Annotated in this window: 18 protein-coding genes and 3 pseudogenes; 6 read left to right on the plus strand and 15 right to left on the minus strand. The window is 71.9% G+C overall.

Features of this window, described 5'->3' with window-relative positions:
• The 5 genes and pseudogenes from ACWDUZ_RS13835 to ACWDUZ_RS13855 all read right to left on the minus strand — a co-directional run.
• Nucleotides 1–254, minus strand: a pseudogene (locus tag ACWDUZ_RS13835) (glycoside hydrolase family 6 protein); the annotation flags it as partial.
• 793 nt (nucleotides 255–1,047) lie between these two features.
• Nucleotides 1,048–1,272 (minus strand): annotated as a pseudogene (locus ACWDUZ_RS13840) (substrate-binding domain-containing protein); the annotation flags it as partial.
• 99 nt (nucleotides 1,273–1,371) lie between these two features.
• Nucleotides 1,372–2,577, minus strand: coding sequence for a bifunctional class I SAM-dependent methyltransferase/NUDIX hydrolase (locus tag ACWDUZ_RS13845; protein ID WP_451632012.1), 1,206 nt, complete (start codon nucleotides 2,575–2,577; stop codon nucleotides 1,372–1,374).
• Between the two features lie 183 nt (nucleotides 2,578–2,760).
• Nucleotides 2,761–3,291: a DUF488 domain-containing protein gene (locus tag ACWDUZ_RS13850; RefSeq protein ID WP_451632013.1), complete on the minus strand. Its 531-nt coding sequence runs from the start codon at nucleotides 3,289–3,291 to the stop codon at nucleotides 2,761–2,763.
• A 107-nt stretch (nucleotides 3,292–3,398) separates the two neighbouring features.
• Nucleotides 3,399–4,523, minus strand: a complete 1,125-nt coding sequence (locus ACWDUZ_RS13855) for a lipid II:glycine glycyltransferase FemX (RefSeq protein WP_451632014.1) — start codon at nucleotides 4,521–4,523, stop codon at nucleotides 3,399–3,401.
• Between the two features lie 189 nt (nucleotides 4,524–4,712).
• On the opposite strand from ACWDUZ_RS13855, the gene ACWDUZ_RS13860 reads away from it, so the two are divergent.
• Nucleotides 4,713–5,366 (plus strand): maleylpyruvate isomerase N-terminal domain-containing protein, encoded by a 654-nt coding sequence (locus ACWDUZ_RS13860; protein WP_451632015.1) that lies wholly within the window; start codon nucleotides 4,713–4,715, stop codon nucleotides 5,364–5,366.
• Between the two features lie 17 nt (nucleotides 5,367–5,383).
• Here the strand turns inward: ACWDUZ_RS13860 and ACWDUZ_RS13865 are convergent.
• The 6 genes and pseudogenes from ACWDUZ_RS13865 to ACWDUZ_RS13890 all read right to left on the minus strand — a co-directional run.
• Nucleotides 5,384–5,605: pseudogene (locus tag ACWDUZ_RS13865) on the minus strand (peptidoglycan bridge formation protein FemAB); the annotation flags it as partial.
• A 22-nt stretch (nucleotides 5,606–5,627) separates the two neighbouring features.
• Complete coding sequence (locus tag ACWDUZ_RS13870; protein WP_451632016.1) at nucleotides 5,628–7,784, minus strand: SpoIIE family protein phosphatase; 2,157 nt, start codon at nucleotides 7,782–7,784, stop codon at nucleotides 5,628–5,630.
• 309 nt (nucleotides 7,785–8,093) lie between these two features.
• Nucleotides 8,094–8,840, minus strand: a complete 747-nt coding sequence (sufC, locus tag ACWDUZ_RS13875) for a Fe-S cluster assembly ATPase SufC (protein ID WP_451632017.1) — start codon at nucleotides 8,838–8,840, stop codon at nucleotides 8,094–8,096.
• A 220-nt stretch (nucleotides 8,841–9,060) separates the two neighbouring features.
• Nucleotides 9,061–9,888, minus strand: a complete 828-nt coding sequence (locus tag ACWDUZ_RS13880; RefSeq protein WP_451632018.1) for a carbohydrate ABC transporter permease — start codon at nucleotides 9,886–9,888, stop codon at nucleotides 9,061–9,063.
• A 5-nt stretch (nucleotides 9,889–9,893) separates the two neighbouring features.
• A complete protein-coding gene (locus ACWDUZ_RS13885; RefSeq protein ID WP_451632019.1) occupies nucleotides 9,894–10,847 on the minus strand; it encodes a carbohydrate ABC transporter permease in 954 nt (317 codons plus the stop codon).
• An 11-nt stretch (nucleotides 10,848–10,858) separates the two neighbouring features.
• Nucleotides 10,859–12,172 (minus strand): ABC transporter substrate-binding protein, encoded by a 1,314-nt coding sequence (locus ACWDUZ_RS13890; RefSeq protein ID WP_451632020.1) that lies wholly within the window; start codon nucleotides 12,170–12,172, stop codon nucleotides 10,859–10,861.
• A gap of 279 nt (nucleotides 12,173–12,451) precedes the next feature.
• On the opposite strand from ACWDUZ_RS13890, the gene yicI reads away from it, so the two are divergent.
• Complete coding sequence (gene yicI, locus ACWDUZ_RS13895) at nucleotides 12,452–14,722, plus strand: alpha-xylosidase (protein ID WP_451632021.1); 2,271 nt, start codon at nucleotides 12,452–12,454, stop codon at nucleotides 14,720–14,722.
• Between the two features lie 45 nt (nucleotides 14,723–14,767).
• Here the strand turns inward: yicI and ACWDUZ_RS13900 are convergent, their stop codons facing one another.
• Entirely contained in the window at nucleotides 14,768–15,619 is an 852-nt protein-coding gene (locus ACWDUZ_RS13900; protein WP_451632022.1) for a maleate cis-trans isomerase family protein, read from the minus strand.
• A 239-nt stretch (nucleotides 15,620–15,858) separates the two neighbouring features.
• Between ACWDUZ_RS13900 and ACWDUZ_RS13905 the strand changes: the two genes are divergently transcribed.
• Complete coding sequence (locus ACWDUZ_RS13905; protein ID WP_451632023.1) at nucleotides 15,859–16,764, plus strand: LysR substrate-binding domain-containing protein; 906 nt, start codon at nucleotides 15,859–15,861, stop codon at nucleotides 16,762–16,764.
• 40 nt (nucleotides 16,765–16,804) lie between these two features.
• On the opposite strand, the gene ACWDUZ_RS13910 is transcribed toward ACWDUZ_RS13905, so the two are convergent.
• A complete protein-coding gene (locus tag ACWDUZ_RS13910; RefSeq protein ID WP_451632024.1) occupies nucleotides 16,805–18,052 on the minus strand; it encodes an aspartate aminotransferase family protein in 1,248 nt (415 codons plus the stop codon).
• A gap of 208 nt (nucleotides 18,053–18,260) precedes the next feature.
• Here ACWDUZ_RS13910 and ACWDUZ_RS13915 point away from each other — a divergent pair, with 208 nt between their 5' ends.
• Nucleotides 18,261–19,700 (plus strand): NAD-dependent succinate-semialdehyde dehydrogenase, encoded by a 1,440-nt coding sequence (locus ACWDUZ_RS13915; RefSeq protein WP_451632164.1) that lies wholly within the window; start codon nucleotides 18,261–18,263, stop codon nucleotides 19,698–19,700.
• 88 nt (nucleotides 19,701–19,788) lie between these two features.
• Entirely contained in the window at nucleotides 19,789–20,286 is a 498-nt protein-coding gene (locus ACWDUZ_RS13920; protein WP_451632025.1) for a DUF3830 family protein, read from the plus strand.
• 65 nt (nucleotides 20,287–20,351) lie between these two features.
• Here ACWDUZ_RS13920 and ACWDUZ_RS13925 read toward each other — a convergent pair whose 3' ends face one another.
• Together ACWDUZ_RS13925 and ACWDUZ_RS13930 are read right to left on the minus strand one after the other, a co-directional pair.
• Complete coding sequence (locus ACWDUZ_RS13925; protein ID WP_451632026.1) at nucleotides 20,352–21,830, minus strand: amidase; 1,479 nt, start codon at nucleotides 21,828–21,830, stop codon at nucleotides 20,352–20,354.
• Nucleotides 21,827–22,840: a D-2-hydroxyacid dehydrogenase gene (locus tag ACWDUZ_RS13930; RefSeq protein WP_451632027.1), complete on the minus strand. Its 1,014-nt coding sequence runs from the start codon at nucleotides 22,838–22,840 to the stop codon at nucleotides 21,827–21,829. The genes ACWDUZ_RS13925 and ACWDUZ_RS13930 overlap by 4 nt, the downstream gene beginning before the upstream one ends.
• A 144-nt stretch (nucleotides 22,841–22,984) precedes the next feature.
• Between ACWDUZ_RS13930 and ACWDUZ_RS13935 the strand changes: the two genes are divergently transcribed.
• Nucleotides 22,985–23,731, plus strand: coding sequence for a maleate cis-trans isomerase family protein (locus ACWDUZ_RS13935; RefSeq protein WP_451632165.1), 747 nt, complete (start codon nucleotides 22,985–22,987; stop codon nucleotides 23,729–23,731).
• Nucleotides 23,732–23,734: the final 3 nt, after the last annotated feature.

Raw genomic sequence — 23,734 nt, forward strand, 5'->3', positions numbered from 1 at the left:
GCGGCGATCCGGTCGAGCCACACGGCGGTCGGCTGGTCGGCGATGGCGCTGCCGCCCGGCTCGGCCGCGGCGTGCGCCGACCACTCCGGGTTCACGTACGCCTTCGCCCCCACGAACGGGTTGTCGACCCGCGTGGCGGCAGACGCGGACTGCGGCGCGAGTGCCACGGCCAGCGCCGACCCGAGGGCGAGGGCCGACAGCACCGAGACACTGCGGTCGAGCCGCGATCTGGAGGGGCGTTGGAGCTTCTTCACCGATGGCTTCCTTCCGTTCTCTGACGCGTGGCGGGCCATGCGTGACACCGCGCGCCGGTGGAGCCGCGACACACCGCGCCGTGCGCGGCTGGTCGCCGCGCACCGCCGGCCGGCCCGGCAACGGGGAGGGGGCAGGCGACGCCCTGTCCCTTGCGGGAACCGGTTGTCGGAGGCCCGTCCGCCCAGGTGCGGGAGTGGGAGGACCTGGCGCACCCGAGAGGTCCGTCAGGGTTCGCCGCCCGCGGTGCCGGCGCCACCTGTGCGGACATCCACCGTCGTGCTGCGGCGAGGCCGATGGTGTGACCGTGGCCGCCGGTATCGAATGGATCGCGTCCGCGATCCGCCGGTCGTTGCTGTGCGCGTACCTCCTGTCCGCCTGAAGTGCCCCGTGCTCATGGACGATGCGCTCCTCGAAGGCCCGTGTCGCGCGCCCCTGCAACCGGTCCCCTTCGGGTGCGGTGGTACCTGCGCCGGGAGCGCCGGCCCCGTCCGGGCGTGCCGGACGGCTCTCCCCACCGGCTGCCGCCGGCGACAACTCCCCTGAGCGGGAACCCAGTTGAGTGTGGGAGCGCTCCCAATGCGCTGAGGAAAATAACAAGCCGCGCGAGCCGTGGGAAGGGGGTTGACAGAAACATGACGAAACAGCGGGTGCACGCGAGCCCTCGGCGCCTGATGCCGTGCGCCCCGGGCGCGCGGCATGAACAGGCCTTCTACCGGGAGTCGGCGACGTGCCGGCCGGCGTCGCGAGCGACCGCCGCCGGACGGGGACGCGCGTGGGCGCGGGGCTTCGTGCTCAGGAGGATGCGCGCAGCACCAAGGTCCGTGGACCGCACCACGTGGCGCGCCGGACGGTGGTGCTCTGCTCGACCTCCGCCGGCAGCACCTGCGGCATGGTGCGGCCCGTCTCCTCCGTCGGCTGCCGGACGCTCGGCAGGGGCGGGTCCGCGTACGGGGCGACCGTGGAGTCGTCGCACCCGATCAGTGCCACGTCGCCCGACAGACCGGTCTCGACCACGCCCGGGAGGCACGCCTGGTGGGAGAGGAGGCCATGGACCGCGTACGCGACAGGTTCGGCCCCGACGCGATCGGCCCGGCCACCGTGTTCCGCCGGGTCTCCTCAGGCGCCGTACCGGCCGGGGGCGTAGGGGGTGAAGTGCGCGGGGGCGTGGTCGATGGGCGGCCCGTCGGAGCGCCAGGCCGTCAGGATCTGGGCACTGCACACGAACAGCCCGTGCGGCAGCGCGTTCAGGGGCCACCAGCGCCAGCCGCCCACTTTCTCCCCCGGCTGGTCGGACGGCTCGCCCTGCCACACCGTGACGACGGCGCCCACGGTGACGCGTACGACGTCCTCGACATGGTCGACGAGCGTGCCGAGCAGGGTCACGTCCTGTGGCCGTGCCATGAGCCCGGTCTCCTCCGCGAGTTCGCGTACGACGGTCTCCTCCAGGGCCTCCCCGGGTTCGACGGTGCCGCCCGGCAGCTCCCATGTGCCGTGCCGGTGCCGTCCCAGCAGCAGGCCGCGCTCGCCGAACACGATGGCGCCGACACCGATCGCGGCGTGCGGCGCGGGTGGTCGCCGGCTCCTCGGGCGGCTGGTCAGGGGCGACGGGCCGGTGCGGCGGTGGCGCCTGGCCTGGACGAGTTGGACGACCACGGGATCGTCGTCGTCGGGTGCGGTGAGCAGTTCGATCGCCTCCACCTGGAAACCGTGGTCGGTCAGGAGGTCCGCCCAGAGCCGCGGGGTGAGCACCCACATCCGGGTGGGGAGGGGTTCCTCGCCGCGCAGCCGGATCAACTGCCGGCGTGATGCCACCTCGTCGTCCGGTCCCCGGCCTTCGGCGTCGGTGTGCAGGGCGGAGAAGACGAGGGGCGCACCGTCGGCCAGGCCGTCCCGAAGGGCCGGCAGCAGGTGGTGCGGATCGACGCAGCCGAGGGTACGGAGGCCGTAGGCCGCGTCGTACGGCTGCTCGCGGCGCAGGTGCTCGGCCGCGTCCACGCACAGGAAGCGGACCCCCGGCTCCGTTCCGTGCTCGTTCACGGCCCGCTGGTGCTGGGTGGGGGAGAGGTCGACGCCGTCCACGCGGGCGCCGTACTCGCGGGCCAGGTGGACGGCGTGGATCCCGGGGCCGGATCCGATGTCGAGGACCCGCTTGCCGCGGATGTCTCCGAGGACCTCGGCTCCCGGGCCCACGCCCGGCCAGAAGCCCCAGTCGATGCGCCCGGGCACGGGGGGCGAGTATCCGCGGTCCAGCTGCCGCCGGCCGTAGACGGTCCAGCTCAGCTCGCGGTCGGGGTGTGCCGTCACGCCGCCGTCGCCTGCCATGGGCACCGCCTCTCCGGAGGTCGTGCGGACCGGTCCGCCGGCCGATCCGTGATGCTCCCACGGATACCGTTCGGCGTCACCAGGACCGGTGCGGTGTCCCGCGGCCGTGCCGCTGGGACCGCCGTGTCCGCGCCGCACGGCTGAGGCCGCGACGGCGCCCGTGCCGCGGTGACCGGCCCGGCATCAGGGGGACTCGGGCGGGTAGGTGAGACGCCCGTCGTGGACCCGTGCGCGCTGGTCCAGTGCGGCGGGCTTCGTCGTCGTGGCCGACATGATGTGCCCGACCTCGGCGCCCGCGACGATCAGTGCGTCGGTGATCAGCCTGCGGTGGCAGCGCCAGGGCACCGCCTCGCTGCACATGATCGCCGGCCGTTCGTGTTCGGCCAGCTCGAGCAGCTCGTTGAGGCCCTCGGCGAATTCGTCGGTGGCCATGTGGTCGGCGTAGTCGCGGAAGGCCTTGACCCGCCATGCGCCGTTCTCGCTCGGTACGCCCTTGGGGGTGTGGCGCCGGCCGCCCAGTTGCGGGATCCACCGGTAGGCGATGTCGGGAGGCAGCGCGTCGATGACGGCCTGCTGGTTCCACTGCGGGAACTTGCGCGACGAGGGGTACGAACGCACATCGACGAGGCAGGTGACCCCGTTGTTCCGCAGCATCTCCAGCACGTCGCCGAAGTCCCGTGTCGAATGCCCCACCGTGCAGATGCGGTTCGTCATCCTCCTCCTGCTCGTCCGTCTCTCCAGGTTCGGCATGAACGGCCTGCCACCCTGGTCACCCGGCCGCCGCAGCCGTCCGGGGCACGGCGGCCTCCGCCGTCACCCCGTCAGCGCCGTCGGGACATGTAGAGGCCGAGGGCCTTGTGCAGGACGCCGTTGAGCGGGTAGCCCCACTCGCCGAGGTACTCGACGGCCTCGCCTCCGCTGCCGGCCTTGAACCGGAGCAGTCCCAGGAGGTGGTTGTCCTCCTCCAGGGTGTCGGTGATGCCGCGGAAGTCGTAGACGCTCGCCCCGAGTTCGTGGGCGTCGGACATCATCCGCCACTGGACGGCGTTGTTCGGCCGGACGTCGCGCCTGCGGTCGGCGGAGGCGCCGTAGGAGTACCAGACGTGTCTCCCGACCGTCAGCATGGTGGCGGCGGCGAGTACGTCCCCCTCGTGGTGGGCGAGGTAGAGGCGCATACGGTCGGGGTCCTCGGCTCGCAGCGCGGACCACATGCGCTGGAAGTAGCCGAGCGGACGCGGGACGAACCGGTCGCGCTCAGCGGTCTCCACATACAGGGCGTGGAAGGTGGGCAGGTCCTCGTAACCGCCCTGGACGACCTTGACGCCGGCCTTCTCCGCCTTCTTGATGTTGCGGCGCCACTGCTGGTTGAGACCCTGGTGGATCTCCTCCAGCGACCGTCCGGCGAACGGCACCTGGAAGACGTGGCGCGGCTGTCCCGCGGCGAAGCCCTCCTCGGCGCCGGGCTCGCTCTGCCGCCAGCCCATCCGACGCAGCCGGTCGGCGATGTCGGCGGCCCGCGGCTCCCGCGTGGTGGCCTGCACGTCCCCGAGCCGGCGGGCCCCGGGGTCGGCGATCGCGGCCTTGACCGCCTCGGCGCTCCAGCGGCGGGCCACCACCGGCGGCCCCATCCGCACCGAGAACGCGCCCAGTCCCTTCAGGTGGCTCAGCATCGGTTCCAGCCACCCCTCGAGATCCGGTGCGGCCCAGTCGATGACGGGCCCCTCCGGCAGATAGGCGAGGTACCGCTTCAGCTTCGGCAACGGCCGCAGCAGCACCAGCCCCACCCCGACGAGACGGTCGTCCTCGCCGAACCAGCCCAGGCTCTCCGCCCGCCAGTCCGGCTTCACGTCGCCCCAGGCGGGCACCTGCATATGACTGACCGACGGCTGCGCCGTGACGAAGGCCAGGTGTTCCTCGCGGGTGATCGCCTTCAGGCGAGGGCTCATGCGCCTGCTCCTTCGCTCGCCTGCTCCTTTGCTCGGCGCACCAGCCTATGAGGCGTACCGCACATTCCCGTGCCTCGTGCACCCCGTGTCGGCGCTCCGGAAGCACGGGCGCCGTGCGGCGGTACGGCGGCGGCGTCCGCAGGGGCCGTCCCTCCGCGACGCGACGTCAGGTGCTGCTAGCTTGCGGCCGTGGATCTCTTCTCACGCTCCTGGGCGGCACTGCGCACCGCCGTCGCCGAACTCGCCGACCAGGACTTCGCACGGCCGTCCGGCTGCACCGGCTGGCTCGTAAGGGACCTGGTGTGCCATCTGGTCATCGACGCCCAGGACGTCCTGATCACCCTGGTGACCCCGGCCGACGTGGAGCCGACGAGGGACGCGGTGACCTACTGGAACCTGGTGGCGGCCCCGACCGGTGACGACCCGCTCGACGCGCTGACCGTCCGCCTGGCCGCCGCGTACGAAGAGCCGTGGCTGCTCAAGTTCCACCTCGATGACGTCGGTTCGGCCGCCGGACGCGCCGCCGAACTCGTGGACCCCGCTCTCCGCGTGGCCACCCGGGATCAGGTGCTCACCGCGGGCGACTACCTGAGCGCGTACGTCCTGGAATGGACGCTGCACCACCTCGACCTGATCGCGCACCTCCCGGGCGCGGCGCGGCCGCCCGCGGAGGGGCTCGCCCGGTCGCGCGAGCTGCTGGAGAAGATCGCCGGCGCCGCGTTCCCTCCGTCGTTCTCCGACTCCGACGCGCTGCTGATCGGTACCGGACGGCGAGGCCCGGGCGTGGCGGAGAGGGCCGAGCTGGGCGAGTTGGCTACGCGGCTGCCGCTTGTCCTGGGTTGATCCGCGCTGATCGGTCGCGGGATGAACGCCTGTGAACGATGGCGAAGATCCAACGGCCGCAGCAGCACCAGCCCCACCCCGACGAGACGGTCGTCCTCGCCGAACCAGCCCAGGCTCTCCGCCCGCCAGTCCGGCTTCACGTCGCCCCAGGCGGGCACCTGCGCAGGACTGACCGACGGCTGCGCCGTGACGAAGGCCAGGTGTTCCTCGCGGGTGATCGCCTTCAGGCGAGGGCTCATGCGCCTGCTCCTTCGCTCACGGTCAGGTGCGTATCTCGACCCATACCGTCTTTCCGCGGCCGCTCGGCGAGCTCCCCCAGGACGAAGCGAGGCTGTCCACGATGAAGAGCCCGCGGCCGTGCTCCGACTCCGAAACCGCGTCGCGGGCGGCGGTGATCGAGGGGATCGGCGGCGTCGGATCGGCGTCGCGGACCTCCAGCCGGACGCGGTCCGAGTACTCCCGCAGGCGCATCTCCACGTCGCTGTCCGCATGGATCAGCGCGTTGGTGACGACTTCGGACGCCATCAGCATCATGTCCTCCGACGCGTGGTCCAGCCCCCACTCGCCGAGGCGGTCACAGAGGAAGGTACGGGCCTTCTTGACAGCTCTGAGGTCGTGCCGCTGGATGGCCATGCTGCTGATGCGGCGGCGGGGACCCAGACGCGCACCGCCGTAGCGGGCGAGGAGCAACGCGACGTCGTCGCGTCGTTCCGCCGAATCCGGTACCGAGCCGATGAGGAGGTCGGCCAGATCCTCCAGGTGCGAGTCCTCGGTGCGGGTCCTCTTGAGGCAGGAGGCCAGCAGCGACTCCGCCGCGCCGGGCACATCGGAGGAACGGGTGACGCCATCGGTGTACAACAGCAGCAATGTGCCGGCGAGGAGGGTCAGCTCGCCGACGCGGTACGGATCGGCCGACGGGACGCCCAGCGGCACGCCGGGGGGCACCTCCGCGGCGCCGATCCGGCCGTCGGGACCACAGATCAGCGGAGCCGGGTGGCCGGCGAGAGCGATTTCGGCGGTTCCCGACGTGACATCGAGCAGCAGGAAGCAGCATGTCGCCAGGAGCTCGGTGTCCAGGTCGGTCAGCAGTCGGCCGGTCCGGGCGAGAACGGTGGCCGGGTCGTGACCCTCGGTGGCGTAGGCGCGGACGGCACTGCGCAGCTGCCCCATGAGGACCGAGCTTTCGATGTGGTGTCCCTCGACGTCCCCCACCACCAGGGCGATCCGCCCTTCCGGCAGCGGGATCACGTCGTACCAGTCGCCGCCGACACCGGCGGTGTTGGGCGCGGGAAGATAGCGTGCCGTGGTGATGAGCTCGGGCCGGTCGGGGAGGATACGGGGCAGCAGCTTCTTCTGCAGGCTCTCCGCGAGCATGCGTTCATTGGCACCGAGCCGGATGCGTTCGAGGGTCGGTCCGAGCAGGTGGGCCATCATCATGAGCACCACCTCCTCCTCGGGCCCGAAAGTGCGCGGCGCGGCGAAACCGAGAGCGCAGGCGCCGACGGGCTGCCCTCTGGAGCTCAGCGGGAGGAAGGCCCAGGCCTGCCTGCCGTCCTCGGGAGCGTGCGGGTAATCGGCGAGCAGGGCGGCGCGGTTCTCGAAGAACAGCGGACGGCGGGTGCGGATGGTGTCCGCCTCGGGCGTCGAGCCGTCGGCCCCGAAGGAGCCGTGGACGTCCCGGGGCACCTCGCTGGGGCGTCCTTGGTGCCCGACGACCCAGAGACGGCCTTCGTCGATGACGCTGAGCATCACGGCCTCTGCCCCGAAGGGGCGCATGACACGCGACCGGGCGGCCTCGACGAGGTCGTCCATGCCTGCCACCCGGTTCAGGTCGTCGGCCAGCCTGTGCACGTGGTACATGATCGTCAGGGCGGACGAACCGGGCACTCCCGGAATTCCCCAGGTGACCGCCTGCGATGGCAGGCTGCCGGTGTCTCCGCCAGAGGGCCCGCGCTGCACATGTTCGGTGAACACGGGAACAATCACGATCTTCGAGCCGCGTTCGAGCGGCACGGCGCGCTCTTCCAGACGTGCCAACTCGCCCGCGAGCTGCTTCCCGATGGCGTGGAAGCGGGCCTTCTGCTCCTGGTCGGGCAACCGGTCGCGGCCAGGGGCGCATACGACCGTCAGCGCTCCGAGGCGGCGGCCCGCCGGCGCCAGCGGCACCGAGGCGAGGGCGTAGGGGCGGGGGATCGCGCAGGTCAACGGCTCATCGCGGGGAAGGAGGGCCGACGCCCCGGCGATCGCCAGGGTGCCCGTCCGGTAGGCAGTCGCCGAGACGGACGGTGCGTCCACGGCTATCCGTTCCGGCATGACGAAGATCGACGGCGGTTCACCTGCGATCATCGTGGCCTCGAGATGAGCCCGGTCGTCGTCGAGGAGGTAGACCACACCGGCGATCCCCTCCATTTCCGTCATGGCATCGCGGAGGGCCTCTCCGAGCACTGCTTCCAGAGACGGCCGGCGCAGTACGCCGCAGCCGTGCGTCGTGTCGCCGTCGGGAGGCCGACCACTCCTGATGTCCCTCTCCACCGTGAAACGGCTCCTGACCTCTCGTCTCCGCCCATCGTCGCACCAAGCGGCCATGATCGCCCCGCGCGCGCCGCGGGACGGCGGGAAGGACGGCCCGGTTCGCCGCGATGTGCCCACGCGGCGCTGTGCACCGGGTTCGCACCGGGGGTGACAACCCGGTCACCGACATCGGCGTACCGCCCCCGGCACCGTTCGTCAGGCGTACGCCTCGTAGCCCTCCTCCTCGAGCCGGTCGGCGAGCTCAGGCCCACCGGAGTCCGCGATGCGGCCGTCGGCGAAGACGTGGACGTGGTCCGGGCGGACGTAGCGCAGGATGCGGGTGTAGTGGGTGATCAGCAGGGTGGCCACCGTTCCGGTGGCCCGCACCCGGTTGACGCCGGCGGAGACGACGCGCAGCGCGTCGATGTCGAGGCCGGAGTCGGTCTCGTCGAGGATGGCGATCTTCGGCCGGAGCAGTTCGAGCTGGAGGATCTCGTGGCGCTTCTTCTCGCCGCCGGAGAATCCCTCGTTGACGTTGCGCTCGGCGAAGGCCGGGTCGATCTGCAACCGCTCCATCGCCTCGCGGACCTCCTTCATCCAGGTGCGCAGCCTGGGCGCCTCGCCGCGGACGGCGGTGGCGGCGGAGCGAAGGAAGTTCGTCATGGAGACGCCGGGAACCTCGACGGGGTACTGCATCGCGAGGAACATGCCGGCCCGGGCCCGTTCGTCGACCTTCATCGCCAGCACGTCCTCGCCGTCCAGCGTGACCGAGCCCGAGGTGATGTGGTACTTGGGGTGCCCGGCGAGGGCGTAGGCCAGGGTGGTCTTGCCGGAACCGTTGGGGCCCATGATGGCATGGGTCTCGCCCTGGCGTACGACCAGGTCGACGCCGTGGAGGATCTCGCGCGGTCCGGATTCGGTGAGGACCGAACAGCGCAGGTCGCGGATGTCGAGGGTGGCCATGGGCGCTTCACCTCACCTTCTCGCGGCACGCGCGACACATGTGCCACACGCTGGTGATGCCCGCCGCGCCCGGGGCTCACCCACTTTCGGGGCCACGACCGAGAACGGTGTGGCCCCGCTGCGCCGTGTGACCCGTGTGGGTGCGCCGGGCCCGGGTGCTCGGGCCCGGCGCGCTGCGTCGGAGGCGGTGATCACCCGGGACCGCGGGAATGGGTGCCGGTCACTTGACGGAACCGCCGGTGATGCCCGCGGCGATGTACTTCTGCGCGAGCACGAGGAGGATCGCCGCCGGCACCGCGGACAGCACGGACGCGGCCATCACCGAGCCCCAGTCGCCGACGTGCGCCCCGATGTACTGGTAGATGCCGAGGGTGACCGGCTTGACGTCGTCGGTCGTGTTCAGGGTGAGGGCGAACATGAAGTCGCTCCAGGAGAACAGGAACGCGAACAGGCCCGAGGTGATCAGCGAGTTGCGGCTCATCGGCAGCACCACCCGGACGAACGTCCGCACCGGCCCCGCACCGTCCATCTGCGCCGCCTCGATCACCTCGCCCGGTATCGACACCATGAAGGAGCGCATCAGCACGATGGAGAACGGGATGCCGAGGGAGGCGTCCGCCAGCATCAGGCCGAAGTAGGAGTTGACCAGGCCCAGGTCGACGTACGTGTTGTAGAGCGCGTTGGCGATGACGATGCCCGGCACCATCTGGGTGATCAGCGTGCCGAACACGATCGACCGCGAGCCGCGCAGCCCGAACCGGGCCAGCCCGTAGGCGGCCGGGGCCGCGATCGCCAGACAGATGACGACCGCGCCGAGCGAGACGGCCAGCGAGGTCAGCAGGTGGCCCCCCTGGTCGCCCAGGGCCTTGGAGAAGCCGGACAGGTCCAGGCTGCCCGGCACCGGGTCGACCTGGAGCAGACCCGACTCCGGCTGGAGGGCGGTGTTGAGCATCCAGTACAGCGGAAAGAGCATCACGCACAGGATGAGCACGCCGGCGATGGTCGAACCCCAGCGGCGCCTGGATGTCGTGGGCGTGGGCGAGGCCATGGACGTCACTTCCCCTCGGTGCGGTTGGCCCGCAGGTAGAACACGGCGAACACCGCGGAGACCAGGATGAGTACGTTGCCGACGACCGCACCGGCCCCGAAGTCCAGCTGCACGAACGAGTTCTGGTAGGTGAGCGTGCCCAGGGTCTGGGTGGCGTCGGCGGGGCCGCCGTCGGTCAGGGCGAGGATCAGGTCGAGGATCTTCACCGTCGACATGAAGCCGAGGACCAGGACGACCGTGATCACCGGCTTGAGCATCGGCAGCGAGACGGACCGGAAGGACCGCCAGGCCGAGGCGCCGTCCAGCGAGGCCGCCTCGTACAGCTCCTTGGGGATCTCCTGGAGACCGCCGTAGAGGATGACCATGTTGAACGGGATGCCGATCCAGATGTTGACCAGGATCACCGAGAGCAGGGCCATGCCGGGGCTGGTCAGCCATGGGGTGTGGCCGCCCAGGCCGATCGTGTCCAGGAACGAGTTCAGTACGCCCGTGTCCTGGTCGAGGACACGCCGCCACACGATGCCGGACACCACCATGGGCACCAGCCAGGGCAGCAGGATCAACGACCTCAGCACACCGCCCAGGGGGAACCTGCGGCTGAAGAACACCGCGAGTGCGAGGCCGATGCAGAACTGCCCGAGCAGCGACCCGGCGGTGAACACCAGCGTGTGCCACAGCGCCTTGCCGAAGAGGGCGTCCTGGAAGACCTTCGACCAGTTGTCGACGCCGTTGAAGGGGGCGTCGCCGGTGAAGAAGGTCTTCGGTGTGTAGTGCTGGAAGCTCATGACGACGTTGCGGACGAGCGGGTAGCCGAAGAACAGCAGCATGAAGACGACCGCGGGGGCGACGAACCCCCACTGGGCGAGGCGGCGCCGCAGCCGGAGCCGTCGCGGATCCGGGGCGCCGGCGGTCTGCCGCGCCGCGGAGGGCGCGGGGACGGTGACGGTGGACGTGGTCATGTACGCGTACCTCAGTTCCCGCTGGTGGCCCGCTGCTGCGCGCGCTCGAGGGCGGACGTGCTGGACTCGCCGGTCAGGGCCGACTGGAAGGCGCTCTGCAGCGCGAGCGAGATGCCCGACCATCCGGCGCCGACCTCGGCCGTACGGGAGCGGGCCGCGGCGACCTGGTCGGCGAGGGCGTCCAGCTCGGGCACCCGCTTGCGCCACTGTGCGGCGGCCTTCTCGTTGGCCGGGACCATCCAGCTGTTGAGCGCGTAGGTCAGCTGCTCCTGCTCACTGGACAGGCAGGCGACGATCCGTCCGGCCGTCCTCTCCCGCGCCCTGTCCCCGGTGTCGGGCACGGTCAGCACCGCGCCGCCGAGGGGCCCCACGGACGTGCCTCCGGGCTTCGGCACCGGGATCCGCGCGATGCCCCAGTGCAGCGACTTCTTGGTGTTCAGCGTCTCGACCTGCCACGGGCCGTTGATCATCATCGCGGCGTTGCCCGCCATGAACTGGTCGTTGACGTCCGCCTGGGTCCAGCTGACCGTCGACTTCGACAGCGAGTGGTCCTTCAGCAGGGACTTCCAGAAGTCCAGGGCCTCGACGACCCGGGGTCCGTCCAGCCGTCGCTCGTCGCCGCCGTTGGACCACATGAACGGCGTGAACTGGAAGACGCCGTCCTCGGCGCCGCCCGCGCTGAGCGCCAGGCCGTACCGCTTGCCCTGGGTGAGCCTGCGGGCGCTCTCGCGCAGCTCGTCCCAGGTGGTGGGGACCTTCACACCCGCCTCGGCGAGGATGTCCTTGTTGTAGAACAGCGCGAGCGTGTTCACCGACCGGGCCGCGCCGTAGTAGGTCCCCTTGTAGGAGCCGAAGTTCACGATCCCCTGGGGTATGTCGTCGGTGCCCAGGCCCAGCGTCCTGAGGTCGATCAGCCCGCCGGCCTCGGCGAACGTCGGCATCTCGGAGGCGTCGAACTGCACGATGTCGGGCAGCGACTTCGAGGACGCCATGCGCAGCGCCTTGGTCATCACCTGCGCCGCGGGGACGCTCTGCTGCTCGATCGTGACGCCGAGCTGCCTGCCGCACCGGGCCATCGCCTCGGCGTCCCAGCGGTGATAGGTCTCGTCGGTCGAGGAGTTCAGCACGGTGTAGACGTCGCTGTCGCGCTGCTGACCGCATCCGGTCAGGGCGGCGCCGGCGACCAGCGCGGAGACGACGGCGAGCGGCACCACGGCCCCGCGGGAGCGTCTGCCGCGGCGCGCGGCGGCCGGATCCCGTCCGTGCCGGCCGACGGTCCACGACGTTGACCGGTTCCGGGTGATGGCGTTGAAGCGCTTCGACATCCTGCGGCCCTTGCTGTCGTATCGCCCGGCGTCGCGCCGGTTCCTTTGTTTTCTGCCATGACTAATACGGCAATCCCTGGCGCCGCGCTAGACCCGAACCGGTGTCGGGTCGTACACGGTCCGGATGCGCACACCTTGTTGACCGGTATAAAACTGCTGTTCAGATAGGTATTTGTCGCGGATCACGCCTCCGTCCGTCCCGTGTTCTGTGTACGATCAAAATCCGGGTGACAGCCTCCGAGGTCCCCGCCGAACAGCCCCGCTCCTCCGAGGAAGACCATGAAGTTCACCAACGGGTTCTGGCGCATCCGCGACGGCGTCCAGCTCACCTACGCCACCGAGGTGCGCGATCTGCGCGTGCAGTCGAAGCGCTTCACTGCCTGGGCCGCCGCACAGAAGGTGACCCGCAGAGGGGACACGCTCAACGCGCCGCTGCTCACCGTCGACTGCTTCTCACCCGCCGAGGGCGTCATCGGTGTCCGCGTGACCCACCACGCCGGCCGCCGGCAGGTGGGCCCGGACTTCGCCCTCGCGGCCGAGCCCGGCGGCGCGGGCGAGGCGCGCCAGGAGGGCACCGTCACCGAGTTGGTCAGCGGCCCGCTGACGCTGCGCCTGGACCGTGCCGCCCCCTGGACCCTGGCCTTCCACGATGCCGACGGGCGGGAGCTGACCCGGGCCGGCCGCAAGGGCACCGCGTTCGCCACCACCGACGGCGGCGCCCACCACGTCCTCGCCCAGCTCACGCTCGGCGTGGGCGAGCAGATCTACGGCCTCGGCGAGCGCTTCACCCCGTTCGTCAAGAACGGCCAGGTGATCGACATCTGGCAGGCGGACGGCGGCACCAGCAGTGAGCAGGCGTACAAGAACATCCCCTTCTACCTGTCCTCACGCGGCTACGGCGTCTTCGTCAACCACCCCGGCGCGGTCTCCTTCGAGGTCGGTTCCGAGTCCGTCGGCCAGGTGCAGTTCAGCGTCGAGGACCAGACGATGGAGTACTACGTCGTCGCCGGCCCCACCCCCAAGGACGTCCTCACCCGCTACACCGCCCTGACCGGCCGCCCGGCCCTGCCGCCCGCCTGGTCCTTCGGCCTGTGGCTGACCACCTCCTTCACCACCGACTACGACGAGCGGACGGTCATGTCCTTCGTCGACGGCATGGCCGAGCGCGGTATCCCGCTGTCCGTCTTCCACTTCGACTGCTTCTGGATGCGCGAGTACCAGTGGTGCGACTTCGCGTGGGACCCCGAGGTCTTCCCCGACCCGGAGGGCATGCTCGCCCGGCTGAAGGCCAAGGGCCTGAAGGTCAGCGTCTGGATCAACCCGTACATCGCGCAGAAGTCCCCGCTGTTCGAGGAGGCCGCAGAACTCGGGCACCTGGTGCGCCGGCCGAACGGCGACGTGTGGCAGTGGGACCTGTGGCAGGCCGGCATGGGGCTGGTCGACTTCACCAGCGCCGACGCCCGCGCCTGGTTCCAGTCCAAGCTGAAACCGCTGCTGGACCAGGGCGTGGACTGCTTCAAGACGGACTTCGGCGAGCGGGTGCCCACCGACGTGGTCTGGCACGACGGCTCGGACCCGGAGCGGATGCACAACTACTACACCCACCTGTACAACCGGACGGTCTTCGAACTGCTGGAGAAGGAGCGCGGCCAGGGCGAGGCCGTGCTCTTCGCCCGGTCCGCGACGGCGGGCGGCCAGCAGTACCCCGTGCACTGGGGCGGCGACTGCTGGTCGTCCTTCGAGGCCATGGCCGAGTCGCTGAGGGGCGGCCTGTCCCTGTCCCTGAGCGGCTTCGGCTTCTGGAGCCACGACATCGGGGGTTTCGAGGGCACGCCCGACCCCGCGGTCTTCAAGCGCTGGCTTGCCTTCGGGCTGCTGTCCTCCCACAGCCGCCTGCACGGCTCGACCTCCTACCGGGTGCCGTGGCAGTTCGGCGCCGGGGCCGTCGCGGTCGCCCGCCGGTTCACCCTGCTCAAGCACCGTCTCATGCCGTATCTGTACGGTGCCGCCGTCGAGGCCCACCGCACCGGCGTGCCGCTGATGCGGCCCATGGTCCTGGAGTTCCCGCACGATCCGGCGTGCCGCCCGCTGGACCGCCAGTACATGCTGGGCCGCGACCTCCTGGTCGCCCCGGTGTTCAGCGCGGACGGAGAGGTGGAGGTCTACCTTCCCGAGGGCACCTGGACCCATCTCCTCAGCGGCGAGCGGGTCACCGGCCCGGTGTGGCGCACCGAACGGCACGACTACGACAGCCTTCCGCTCTACGTCCGCGAGGGCGCCGTTCTGCCGCTGGCCGCCGACGACCAGCGGCCCGACGGCGACTGGCTGGACGGTCCGACCCTGCTCGTCCATCCGCCGTCCTCGCCCGAGTTCACCACCGAGGTCGGCGTACCCGACCCGGCCGGCGCGCCGGCGGCCGTGTTCCGCGTCCGACGCGAGGGCGACCTGCTGACCGTCACCGCGGACGGCACCGACCGGCCGTTCACCGTGCGCGTCGCCGGCGGGGCGAGCGCGTCGGGGACGGGCGAGGTGACCGTGCCGCTGCACTGACCCCGATGCCGGGCCCGGCCACGGGCGCCGTACGGCCGTCGCCCGTCACACCATGGGCGTGTCGAAGCCCTCGCCCTCGCGGCGGAGGAGCTCCGGCGGCTCGCCGGTGAGCGGGCCCGGCGACGGCACGGCCGGTCCGGCGGTTCCGGGCAGCACCGCACGGGCCGCCGGGTCGAGCAGCGCCTGGTAGGGGCCGACCGCGGCGATGCCGATGCTGTGCAGCGCGGCCCAGGCCGTCACCTGGTTCGCGGACAGCACCGGGATCCGCAGCTCCGCCTCCAGCTGCGGGATCACGTCGTACGTGGGGAGGTTGGTGCAGCTGATGAACAGCGCGTCGGCGCCCTCGGCCACGCCGCCGCGCGCCATGTCCAGCACCGACTGGTACGGCACCCGCCAGATCTCCCCGGTCAGGCCGAGGTAGGCACGACCGGTCACGGTCACGCCGCCCTCGGCCAGATAGGCCTCCAGCGCGTCGGTGAGCGACCTGGTGTAGGGGGTGATGACCGCGACCCTGCGGGCGCCGAACTCGGCCAGTGCGTCGAGCAGCGCGCCGGAGGTCGTGGTCGCCGGGATCGGCACCACCTGGCGCATCGCCGCGCACATGGACCGCTCACCGGCGATGCCGTCGATGAAGCTGCCGGACGTGCAGGCGTAGGTCACCGCCTCCGGATGGACGGCGCTCAGGGTGAGCACCGCGTCCCGCAGGGTCTGGTGCTCGCTGACGATCCTGGCCATGTCGGGGGACACCTCGACCGGAACGTACGGTGTGCGCGTCAGGTGGAGCGAGACGTCGTCCGGAACCCAGCGCCACAGCTCGCGGTCCAGGGCGAAGTCGAACGGCGCGACGACCCCGAGCCCGTGCTGCGGAGCGGGACCGCCGAGAACGGTGATGTCCAAGGCAACTCCTCGAGGGGTTCTGGCCGGGTCCGAGCCGGGACGCGGCGAGGCGACGACGCACGCGTCGCCGCGCACAACGCGACCGTGCCGTCGACGTGTTGGCCCGGCCGGGGTGTTCCGCGGCCGCCGTGACACCGGCGCCCGCCGACGGCGGCGCGGTGCCCACGAGCGCCAGTGTGAGCGCGGTCCCGGCCGCAGGACCAGCAAGATTTTCCCGCGGCTGCCGTTAGTGTTCCTACATGTTCGAAGTACGGCGGCTCAGGTTGCTCCGGGAGCTGGCCGCGCACGGTACGGTCGCGGCCGCCGCCGAGGCCTGTGCGCTCACTCCGTCGGCGGTCTCGCAGCAGCTCGCGTTGCTCGAACGGGAGGCCCGCACCCAGCTGTTCATCCGGGACGGCAGAAGGCTGCTGCTGACGGAGGCGGCGAAGGTGCTGGTGGCGCACACCGAGATCATCCTGGCCCAGCTGGAGCGGGCCCGCGCGGACGTGTCCGCGCTCGACCACCGGGTGCAGGGCACGGTGCGGCTGGCGGCGTTTCCGAGCGCCGCGAGCGGTGTCGCCGCGCCGGCCATCGCCGCCTGCCGGGCATACCACCCGGACCTGAACGTGGCCCTCAGCGAGGAGGAGCCGGCGCAGAGCCTGGTCGACCTGCGCATGCGCCGCGTCGACATCGCTCTGGTGTACGAGTACAACCTGCTGCCCCGGCTGCCGCAGTCGGGCGTCGAACTCCAGGCCGTGCTCCAGGAGCCCCTGTTGCTGGCCCTGCCGAGCCGCCACCCGCGTGCCGACGCCGAGGGACCGCTGACCCTGGAGGCGCTCAGGGACGAGCACTGGATCGCGCCGCGCCGGGACCACTCGCTGCGCACGGTGCTGGAGCGGGCCTGCGCCACCGCGGGGTTCACTCCTCGGCTCGACTACATCAGCGACGACTACACCGTCGTCCTCGCGCTGGTGCAGTCCGGACTCGGGGTCTCGCTCGTGCCACCACTGCTCGTGGAGCAACTGGCCGCGGACGTGACGCTGCGCCCGGTGGAGAGCTTCGCGCTGACCCGCACCGTCTCCATCGCCACCCGGGCGGGCAGCGGCGCCGACCCGGCCGTCAACGCCCTGGTGCTGGCCCTGCGCCGGGCGGCCCGCCAGGGCTGACACCGTCGGCCCCGGCGCGGCGCACCGCTCCCGGGCCCCCTCAGCCGAGCACCTCGGCCACCGCCCCGGACCACAGGTCCAGGCCCTCGCGCACCTGTTCGGCGGTGACCACGAGCGGCGGGATCATGCGGACCACCTGGCCCTGGGCGCCGCAGGTGAGCAGCAGCAGCCCGCGCCGCCCGGCGGCCGCCTGCACCCGGGCGGCGGTCTCGCCGTCGGGAAGGCCGTCCGCCGTGACGAACTCGGTGCCGGCCATCAGCCCGAGCCCCCGCACATCGCCGATCCCTCCGGCGCCGTCCGCCCGGTACGGGGAGGCGACCTCGCGCAGGCCGGCGATGAGTTCCGCGCCCCGCTCGGCCGAGTTCTCCACCAGTTTCTCGTCCCGGATGACGTCCAGGGTGGCGATCGCCGCCGCGCACGCGACCGCGTTGCCGCCGTAGGTGCCGCCCTGCGAGCCGGGCCACGCCTTCTCCATGAGCGCGGTGGGCGCGGCGATGGCGGACAGCGGAAAACCGCTCGCCAGGCCCTTGGCGGTGACCACGACGTCGGGGCGGACGGCGAAGTGGTCGTGGCCCCAGAACCGGCCGGTGCGGCCGAACCCGGTCTGCACCTCGTCGACGATCAGCAGGATGCCGTGCCGGTCCGCCCGCTCCCGCAGGCCCCACAGGAACGCCGAGTCGGCCGGTACGTAGCCGCCCTCTCCGAGCACGGGTTCGACGATGAAGGCCGCCGTGTCCGCCGGGGCGGTGACGGTCGCGAGCAACTGGTCCAGCTCGCGCAGCGCGAACGCGGTGGCCCTCTCCTCGTCCCAGCCGTAGTGGAAGGCGTGGGGGAACGGGGCGATGGCCACACCCGGCATCAACGGGCCGAAACCCGAACGGAACTTGGTCGCCGACGTGGTCAGGGACGCCGCGCCGATCGTCCGGCCGTGGAAGGAGCCCTGGAAGACGACGATGTTGGGCCGGGCGGTGGCCTGCCGGGCCAGCCGCAGCGCGGCCTCGACCGCCTCGCTGCCCGAGTTCACGTAGAACAGCGCGTCCAGGCCCTCGGGCAGCACCTCGCCGAGCCGCTCGGTGAGGGTGAGCAGCGGGCGGTGCAGGACGGTCGTGTACTGGCCGTGGATCAGCGTGGCCACCTGGCGCTGGGCGGCCTCGACCACGCGGGGGTGGCAGTGGCCGGTGCTGGTGACGCCGATGCCGGCGGTGAAGTCGAGGTGGGCGCGGCCGTCCTCGTCGTACACATGGACGCCTTCGGCGCGGGCCGCCAGGACGGGGGAGAGCTGGCTCATGTCGACGTCCTCGCAGTCGAAGTTGATCGTAGGATTGTCAACAACCTACATTCATGCAAGCATGGGTGACGCCCGTTGTCCACGACCCCGTCCGACCCGGCCGGCCGGAACCGACGAGCAGGAAACGACGCGTCGACAGGCCGGACGGGAGTCCCCACCGCACTGGGGGTGCGCAGTGACCACACAGGCCGAACACGAGCGGGCGGTGGTGGACGCCGTTCCCACCGGACTCTTCATCGGGGGCGGTTGGCGGCCCGCCGCCTCCGGAGCCGTCTTCGAGGTCGAGGACCCCTCGCTGGCCCGGCCGTTGCGCACCGTCGCCGACGCCTCGGCCGTGGACGCCCTCGACGCGCTGGCCGCGGCGCACGGCGCACAGGAGTCCTGGGCCGCCCACCCGCCGCGCGAACGCGGTGAGATCCTGCGCCGCGCCTACGAGTTGATCCACGCACGGATCGACGACCTGGCCCTGCTGATGACCCTGGAGATGGGCAAGCCCCTGGCGGAGGCGCGCGGCGAGGTGGCCTACGCGGCCGAGTTCTTCCGCTGGTTCGCGGAGGAGGCCGTACGCGTCGACGGGGGCTGCGCTCTCTCGCCGGACGGCAGGGACCGGCTGCTGGTCATGCGCCGCCCGGTCGGGCCCGCACTGTTGATCACACCGTGGAACTTCCCGCTCGCCATGGGCACCCGCAAGATCGGCCCCGCCGTCGCCGCGGGCTGCACCATGGTCGTCAAACCGGCCGAGCAGACACCGCTGTCCATGCTGGCGCTCGCCGCCGTCCTGGCCGAGGCCGGACTGCCCGACGGCGTGCTCAACGTCGTCACCGGCGGCCGGCCGGGCGACATCGTCGAACCCCTGATGCGCGACGGCCGGCTGCGCAAGGTCTCCTTCACCGGCTCCACCGCCGTGGGGCGGCTGCTGATCGCGCAGAGCGCGCACCAGGTGCTGCGGGTGTCGATGGAGCTCGGCGGCAACGCGCCGTTCATCGTCTGCGAGGACGCCGACCTCGACGCGGCCGTCGAGGGAGCGGTGCAGGCCAAGATGCGCAACATCGGCGAGGCGTGCACGGCGGCCAACCGCCTGTACGCGCACGCGAGCGTGGCCGGCGAGTTCGCCCGCCGTCTGGCCCGGCGCCTGGGCGGGATGAGGGTCGGGCGAGGCACGGAGCCGGGCGTCGAGGTCGGACCGCTGATCGACGAGGACGGCCGGGGCAAGGTGCGCGACCTGGTCGGCCAGGCCCTCGACGCCGGGGCCAAGCCGCTGACCGGCGCCGATTCCCCGGCGGGCGACGGCTACTTCTACGCGCCCACGGTGCTCGTGGACGTCCCCCCGGACGCCGCGCTGCTGCACGAGGAGATCTTCGGGCCGGTGGCGCCGGTCGTCCCCTTCGAGGACGAGGACGAGGTGATCGCGGCCGCCAACGCCACGCCGTACGGCCTCGTGTCGTACCTCTACACGGAGAACCTGCGGCGCGCCTTCCGGATCTCCGAGCGGCTGGAGACCGGAATGATCGGGCTGAACAAGGGGATCGTCTCCAACCCGGCGGCCCCGTTCGGCGGCGTCAAGCAGTCCGGGCTCGGCCGCGAGGGCGGCCGGGTCGGCATCGACGAATTCCTGGAGACCCGTTACCTGGCGATGCCGGTGGACTGACGCCTCCCACAGGCGGCCGAGGCACCGCACAGCACACCACCCGAGCGACGCACCGGCCGGCCGGCCGGGGAACGGAGGGCGCCGAGAGATGGACCGCCACATCGAGATCTCCCTGGAGAAGCGCGGAGTCAGCTGCGTGGCCAGGCTGCTGGACGATCGGGCGCCGCGCACCTGCGCGGCGGTGTGGAACGCCCTGCCGCTGGGCCAGGACGTCTTCCACGGCAAGTACGCGCGCAACGAGATCTACACGCTGGTACCGGCGTTCGCACCGGAGGAACCGGGCACGGAGAACCCGACGATCACACCGATCCCCGGTGACGTCGCCTACTTCTCCTTCGCCCAGTGGCAGTTGAACACCAGCTCGCACGGCTACGCCCAGGGCGGCCGGCCGCAGGCCGCGCAGCGGATCGTGGACCTCGCCGTGTTCTACGAGCGCAACAACCTGCTGCTCAACCCGGACACCGGCTTCGTGCCCGCCACGATCTTCGGCACCATCGTCGAGGGCCTGGACCGCATGGCCGAGGCGGCACAGGACCTGTGGCTGTCCGGTGTGATCGGTGAGTCGCTCGTCTTCCGCCGGGCCTGAACAGCGGCGACGAAGGGCGGTGGCCGACGGCCACCGCCCTTGGCGCGTGCGACCCGCGACGGCACTCAGCCGCGCGGCGTCACCGGCGCCGTCGAGACGGTGCCCTCGGCGGCCAGCGCCTCGAACAACGCGTGCGAAACCCGCAGCACCAGGTCGTCCTGGTGGCGGGCCGCGACCAGCTGCACTCCCACCGGCAGCCCGTCGGACGCCGTACCGCACGGCACGGTGGCCGCCGGCTGCTGGGTGAGGTTGAACGGGTAGGTGAAGGGCGTCCAGCCGGTCCACCTGGTCAGGCCACTGCCCGGCGGAACCTCGTGGCCCGCCTCGAACGCGGTGCGCGGCAGCGTCGGCGTGACCAGCAGGTCGTAGGTGCGGTGGAAGCGGCCCATCAGCACCCCGAGCGTCATCCGCGCCTCCACGGCGCCCAGATAGTCCAGAGCGCTCATCGACGCGCCCAGCCGGCACACCTCCCGCAGCCCCGGGTCGAGCCGGCCGAACTCCTCCGGGGAGAGATGCTCCACCACCTTGGCGGCACCGGTGAACCAGAGCGTGTGGTACGCCTCGACAGGGTCGGCGAAGCCGGGGTCCGCCTCCTCGACCCGGGCCCCGAGACCGGCCAGCACGTCGGCCGCGTGCCGGACACGCGCGGCGACATCGGGGTCGACCGGAGCGCCCGCGAGCGTCGGGCTGTAGGCGACACGCAGTTCGCGCACGCCCTGATCGCCGCCCAGTCCGGCGGCGAACCCGCGTGCGCAGGGCGGCAGCGAGGACCAGTCGCGGTCGTCGGCGCCGCACAGCACGTCCGTCATGAGCGCGGCGTCGGCGACGGTACGGGTCATCGGTCCCGCGTGCGAGAGGGTGCCGAAGGGGCTCGCGGGGTAGAGCGGGATCCGCCCGTAGGTGGGCTTGAACCCGACGATGCCGCAGAAGGCGGCCGGGATACGGACCGAGCCGCCGCCGTCGGTGCCCACCGAGAGCGGAGCCAGTCCGAGCGCGACCGCGGCCGCGCTGCCCCCGCTGGAGCCGCCGGAAGTGCGCGTCACGTCCCACGGGTTGCGGGTGACGCCGGTGCGCGGACTGTCGGTGACGCCCTTCCAGCCGAACTCCGGCGTCGTCGTCTTGCCGACGAGGACCGCGCCGTGCTCGCGCAGGCGCGCCACCGACGGCGCGTCCTGATCCCAGGGCGCGCCGGGGTCGGTGCTCAGCGAGCCGCGCAGGGTCGGCCATCCCTTCGTCAGCAGCAGATCCTTGATGGAGACGGGCACCCCGTCGAGCAGCCCGCACGGCTCACCCCGCCGCCAGCGCTCCGCGGACGCCGCGGCGGACCGGCGGGCCGACTCGCCGTCGACCAGGCAGTAGGCGTTCACCAGCGGGTCGAGCCGCTCGATCCGGTCGAGCACGGCGTCGACGACCTCCACGGGCGACAGGCTCTCGTCCCGGTAGGCCGCGACCAGTTCGGTGGCGGTGCGCGCCCACAACTCCTCGCGCGCGTCGGGCCGTCCGGCCCACCCGGCGCCGGCGTCCTGGTCGGTGGCTGCGGTCATGACGAGCCCTCCTCGGTGTGCGGGGTGCCGCCCGGTGCCTCGCCGACGGGCACGTACCCCAGGGTCTTGTCGACGACGTTGCGCAGGGGCCGGCCCGCGGCCCAGCGCGCGAAGTTGGCGAGGAACAACTCCGCGAGATCCTCCAGCCAGCCATGGGTGTCGGCCGACATGTGCGGGGAGATCAGCAGTCCCGGTACGCTCCACAGGGGGCTGCCGGCCGGCAGCGGCTCCTGGCGCACCACGTCCAGCGCGGCGCCCGCGAGCCTGCCCTCGCGCAACGCCGCCACCAGGTCGTCCTCCACGACGAGCGGGCCACGGCCGACGTTGACGAACCTCGCGCCATGCTTCATCCGTGCGAACAGGGTCGCATCGAACAGGTCGGTGGTCTCGTCGGTCAGTGGCGCGGTGCTCACCACCCAGTCCGCCTCCGGCAGCAGACCGGGCAGTTCGCCGAAGCCGTGCACCCGGCCGAACTCGGCGTCGTGCGGGCGGGCCCTGCGGGAGACCAGTGCGACCCGCAGCCCGAGGGCGCCGAGCACCCGGGCGACGGCCCGGCCGATGGGACCGCCGCCGACCACCACCGCCCCGGTGCCCGACACCCGCTCGGTCGCCCGGTGCCGCCAGGTTCCCGAGCGCTGGTGGTCCAGGGTGCCGGGCAGGTCCTTGGCCATGGCGAGGACCAGTCCCGCCACGTACTCGGCGATCGGCACCTCGAAGACACCACGGGAGTTGGTGAGCACGGCGTCCGAGCGCAGCAGTGCGGGGAAGAGCAGCTTGTCCACGCCCGCGCTCGCGGTGTGCACCCAGCGCGGTCCGCCCTCCTCCGGCCAGGCGGCGGGCAGTGCGTCGGTCAGGAAGTCCCACACCAGCAGGGCGTCGGCCTCGCGCAGCGCGTCGGCGAGACCGGCCTCGCCGACGCGGCGCAGCCGGGCGCGGTCCTTGATGCGGTCCAGGAGCGGCGGCTGCTGTTCTCCCAGCACGACGACGAGGGGGAGTTCGGTCGTCCTCATGCCCAGTCCTCCGGTCGCTGCGATGCGCGCCTGGTCCGGTCCGCGTCGGCCCATGGAACCGATTGACACCTTAGGGGCCGCTCCGTAGGATTGTCAACAATCTACAGTTTGTTCTCGGGAGGGCGATCGCACGTGGCTGACCGCATCACGACGGTGGGTTTCCTCTACCCCGGCCACTCCGCGGAGGACGACTATCCGCTGCTGGAGAACCTCCTCGGCGCGGGAGTGCGACTGCCCGTGGCGCACACGGACATGGGGGAGGACGCGCACCGCGTGGACGCGCTGTTGGAGATGGGCGCCATCCACCGGCTCACCCGGGGACTGGCGGAACTGGAACAGCACGACGTGGACGCCGTCATGTGGGCCTGCACCAGCGCCAGCTTCGTCTACGGACTCCGCGGCGCCGGCCAGCAGGCCGCGGAGCTGGCGCAGGCCGCGGGCGTCCCCGCGTCCAGCACCTCCTTCGCCTTCGTGCACGCGCTCCGGTCGCTCGGCCTGAGCAGTGTCTCCGTCGCCGCGACCTATCCGGAGGACGTCGCCGGGTACTTCGTCCGCTTCCTCCAGGAGTCGGGGGTGGCGGTGGCGCGGGTGTCGGGGAGGGGCATCGTCACGGCGGCGGAGGTCGGTACGCTCTCTCGCGAGCAGGTCGTCGACCTGGTCAAGGCCGAAGACCACCCGGACGCGGAGGCCGTCCTGCTCCCGGACACCGCCCTGCACACCGCCGCCTGGCTGGACGAGCTGGAGGTGGCTGTCGGCAAGCCGGTGCTGACCGCCAACCAGGTCACCGTCTGGGAGGGGTTGCGGCTCGCCGGGGACACCGCCCCGCGGACCGGTCTCGGACGGTTGTTCCGTCAGGGCACCACCCCGCCGACGCCGTCCGCCGCCGGCTGACGG

This window comes from Streptomyces sp. NPDC003393 (assembly GCF_053589015.1).

What these genes read in the sequence shown, in the direction of transcription:
- ACWDUZ_RS13845 (WP_451632012.1), bottom strand. Translation starts at nt 2,577, where the DNA reads ATGGCAGGCGACGGCGGCGTGACGGCACACCCCGACCGCGAGCTGAGC.
- ACWDUZ_RS13850 (WP_451632013.1), bottom strand. Translation starts at nt 3,291, where the DNA reads ATGACGAACCGCATCTGCACGGTGGGGCATTCGACACGGGACTTCGGC.
- ACWDUZ_RS13855 (WP_451632014.1), bottom strand. Translation starts at nt 4,523, where the DNA reads ATGAGCCCTCGCCTGAAGGCGATCACCCGCGAGGAACACCTGGCCTTC.
- ACWDUZ_RS13870 (WP_451632016.1), bottom strand. Translation starts at nt 7,784, where the DNA reads ATGACGGAAATGGAGGGGATCGCCGGTGTGGTCTACCTCCTCGACGAC.
- sufC (WP_451632017.1), bottom strand. Translation starts at nt 8,840, where the DNA reads ATGGCCACCCTCGACATCCGCGACCTGCGCTGTTCGGTCCTCACCGAA.
- ACWDUZ_RS13880 (WP_451632018.1), bottom strand. Translation starts at nt 9,888, where the DNA reads ATGGCCTCGCCCACGCCCACGACATCCAGGCGCCGCTGGGGTTCGACC.
- ACWDUZ_RS13885 (WP_451632019.1), bottom strand. Translation starts at nt 10,847, where the DNA reads ATGACCACGTCCACCGTCACCGTCCCCGCGCCCTCCGCGGCGCGGCAG.
- ACWDUZ_RS13890 (WP_451632020.1), bottom strand. Translation starts at nt 12,172, where the DNA reads ATGTCGAAGCGCTTCAACGCCATCACCCGGAACCGGTCAACGTCGTGG.
- yicI (WP_451632021.1), top strand. Translation starts at nt 12,452, where the DNA reads ATGAAGTTCACCAACGGGTTCTGGCGCATCCGCGACGGCGTCCAGCTC.
- ACWDUZ_RS13905 (WP_451632023.1), top strand. Translation starts at nt 15,859, where the DNA reads ATGTTCGAAGTACGGCGGCTCAGGTTGCTCCGGGAGCTGGCCGCGCAC.
- ACWDUZ_RS13910 (WP_451632024.1), bottom strand. Translation starts at nt 18,052, where the DNA reads ATGAGCCAGCTCTCCCCCGTCCTGGCGGCCCGCGCCGAAGGCGTCCAT.
- ACWDUZ_RS13920 (WP_451632025.1), top strand. Translation starts at nt 19,789, where the DNA reads ATGGACCGCCACATCGAGATCTCCCTGGAGAAGCGCGGAGTCAGCTGC.
- ACWDUZ_RS13925 (WP_451632026.1), bottom strand. Translation starts at nt 21,830, where the DNA reads ATGACCGCAGCCACCGACCAGGACGCCGGCGCCGGGTGGGCCGGACGG.
- ACWDUZ_RS13930 (WP_451632027.1), bottom strand. Translation starts at nt 22,840, where the DNA reads ATGAGGACGACCGAACTCCCCCTCGTCGTCGTGCTGGGAGAACAGCAG.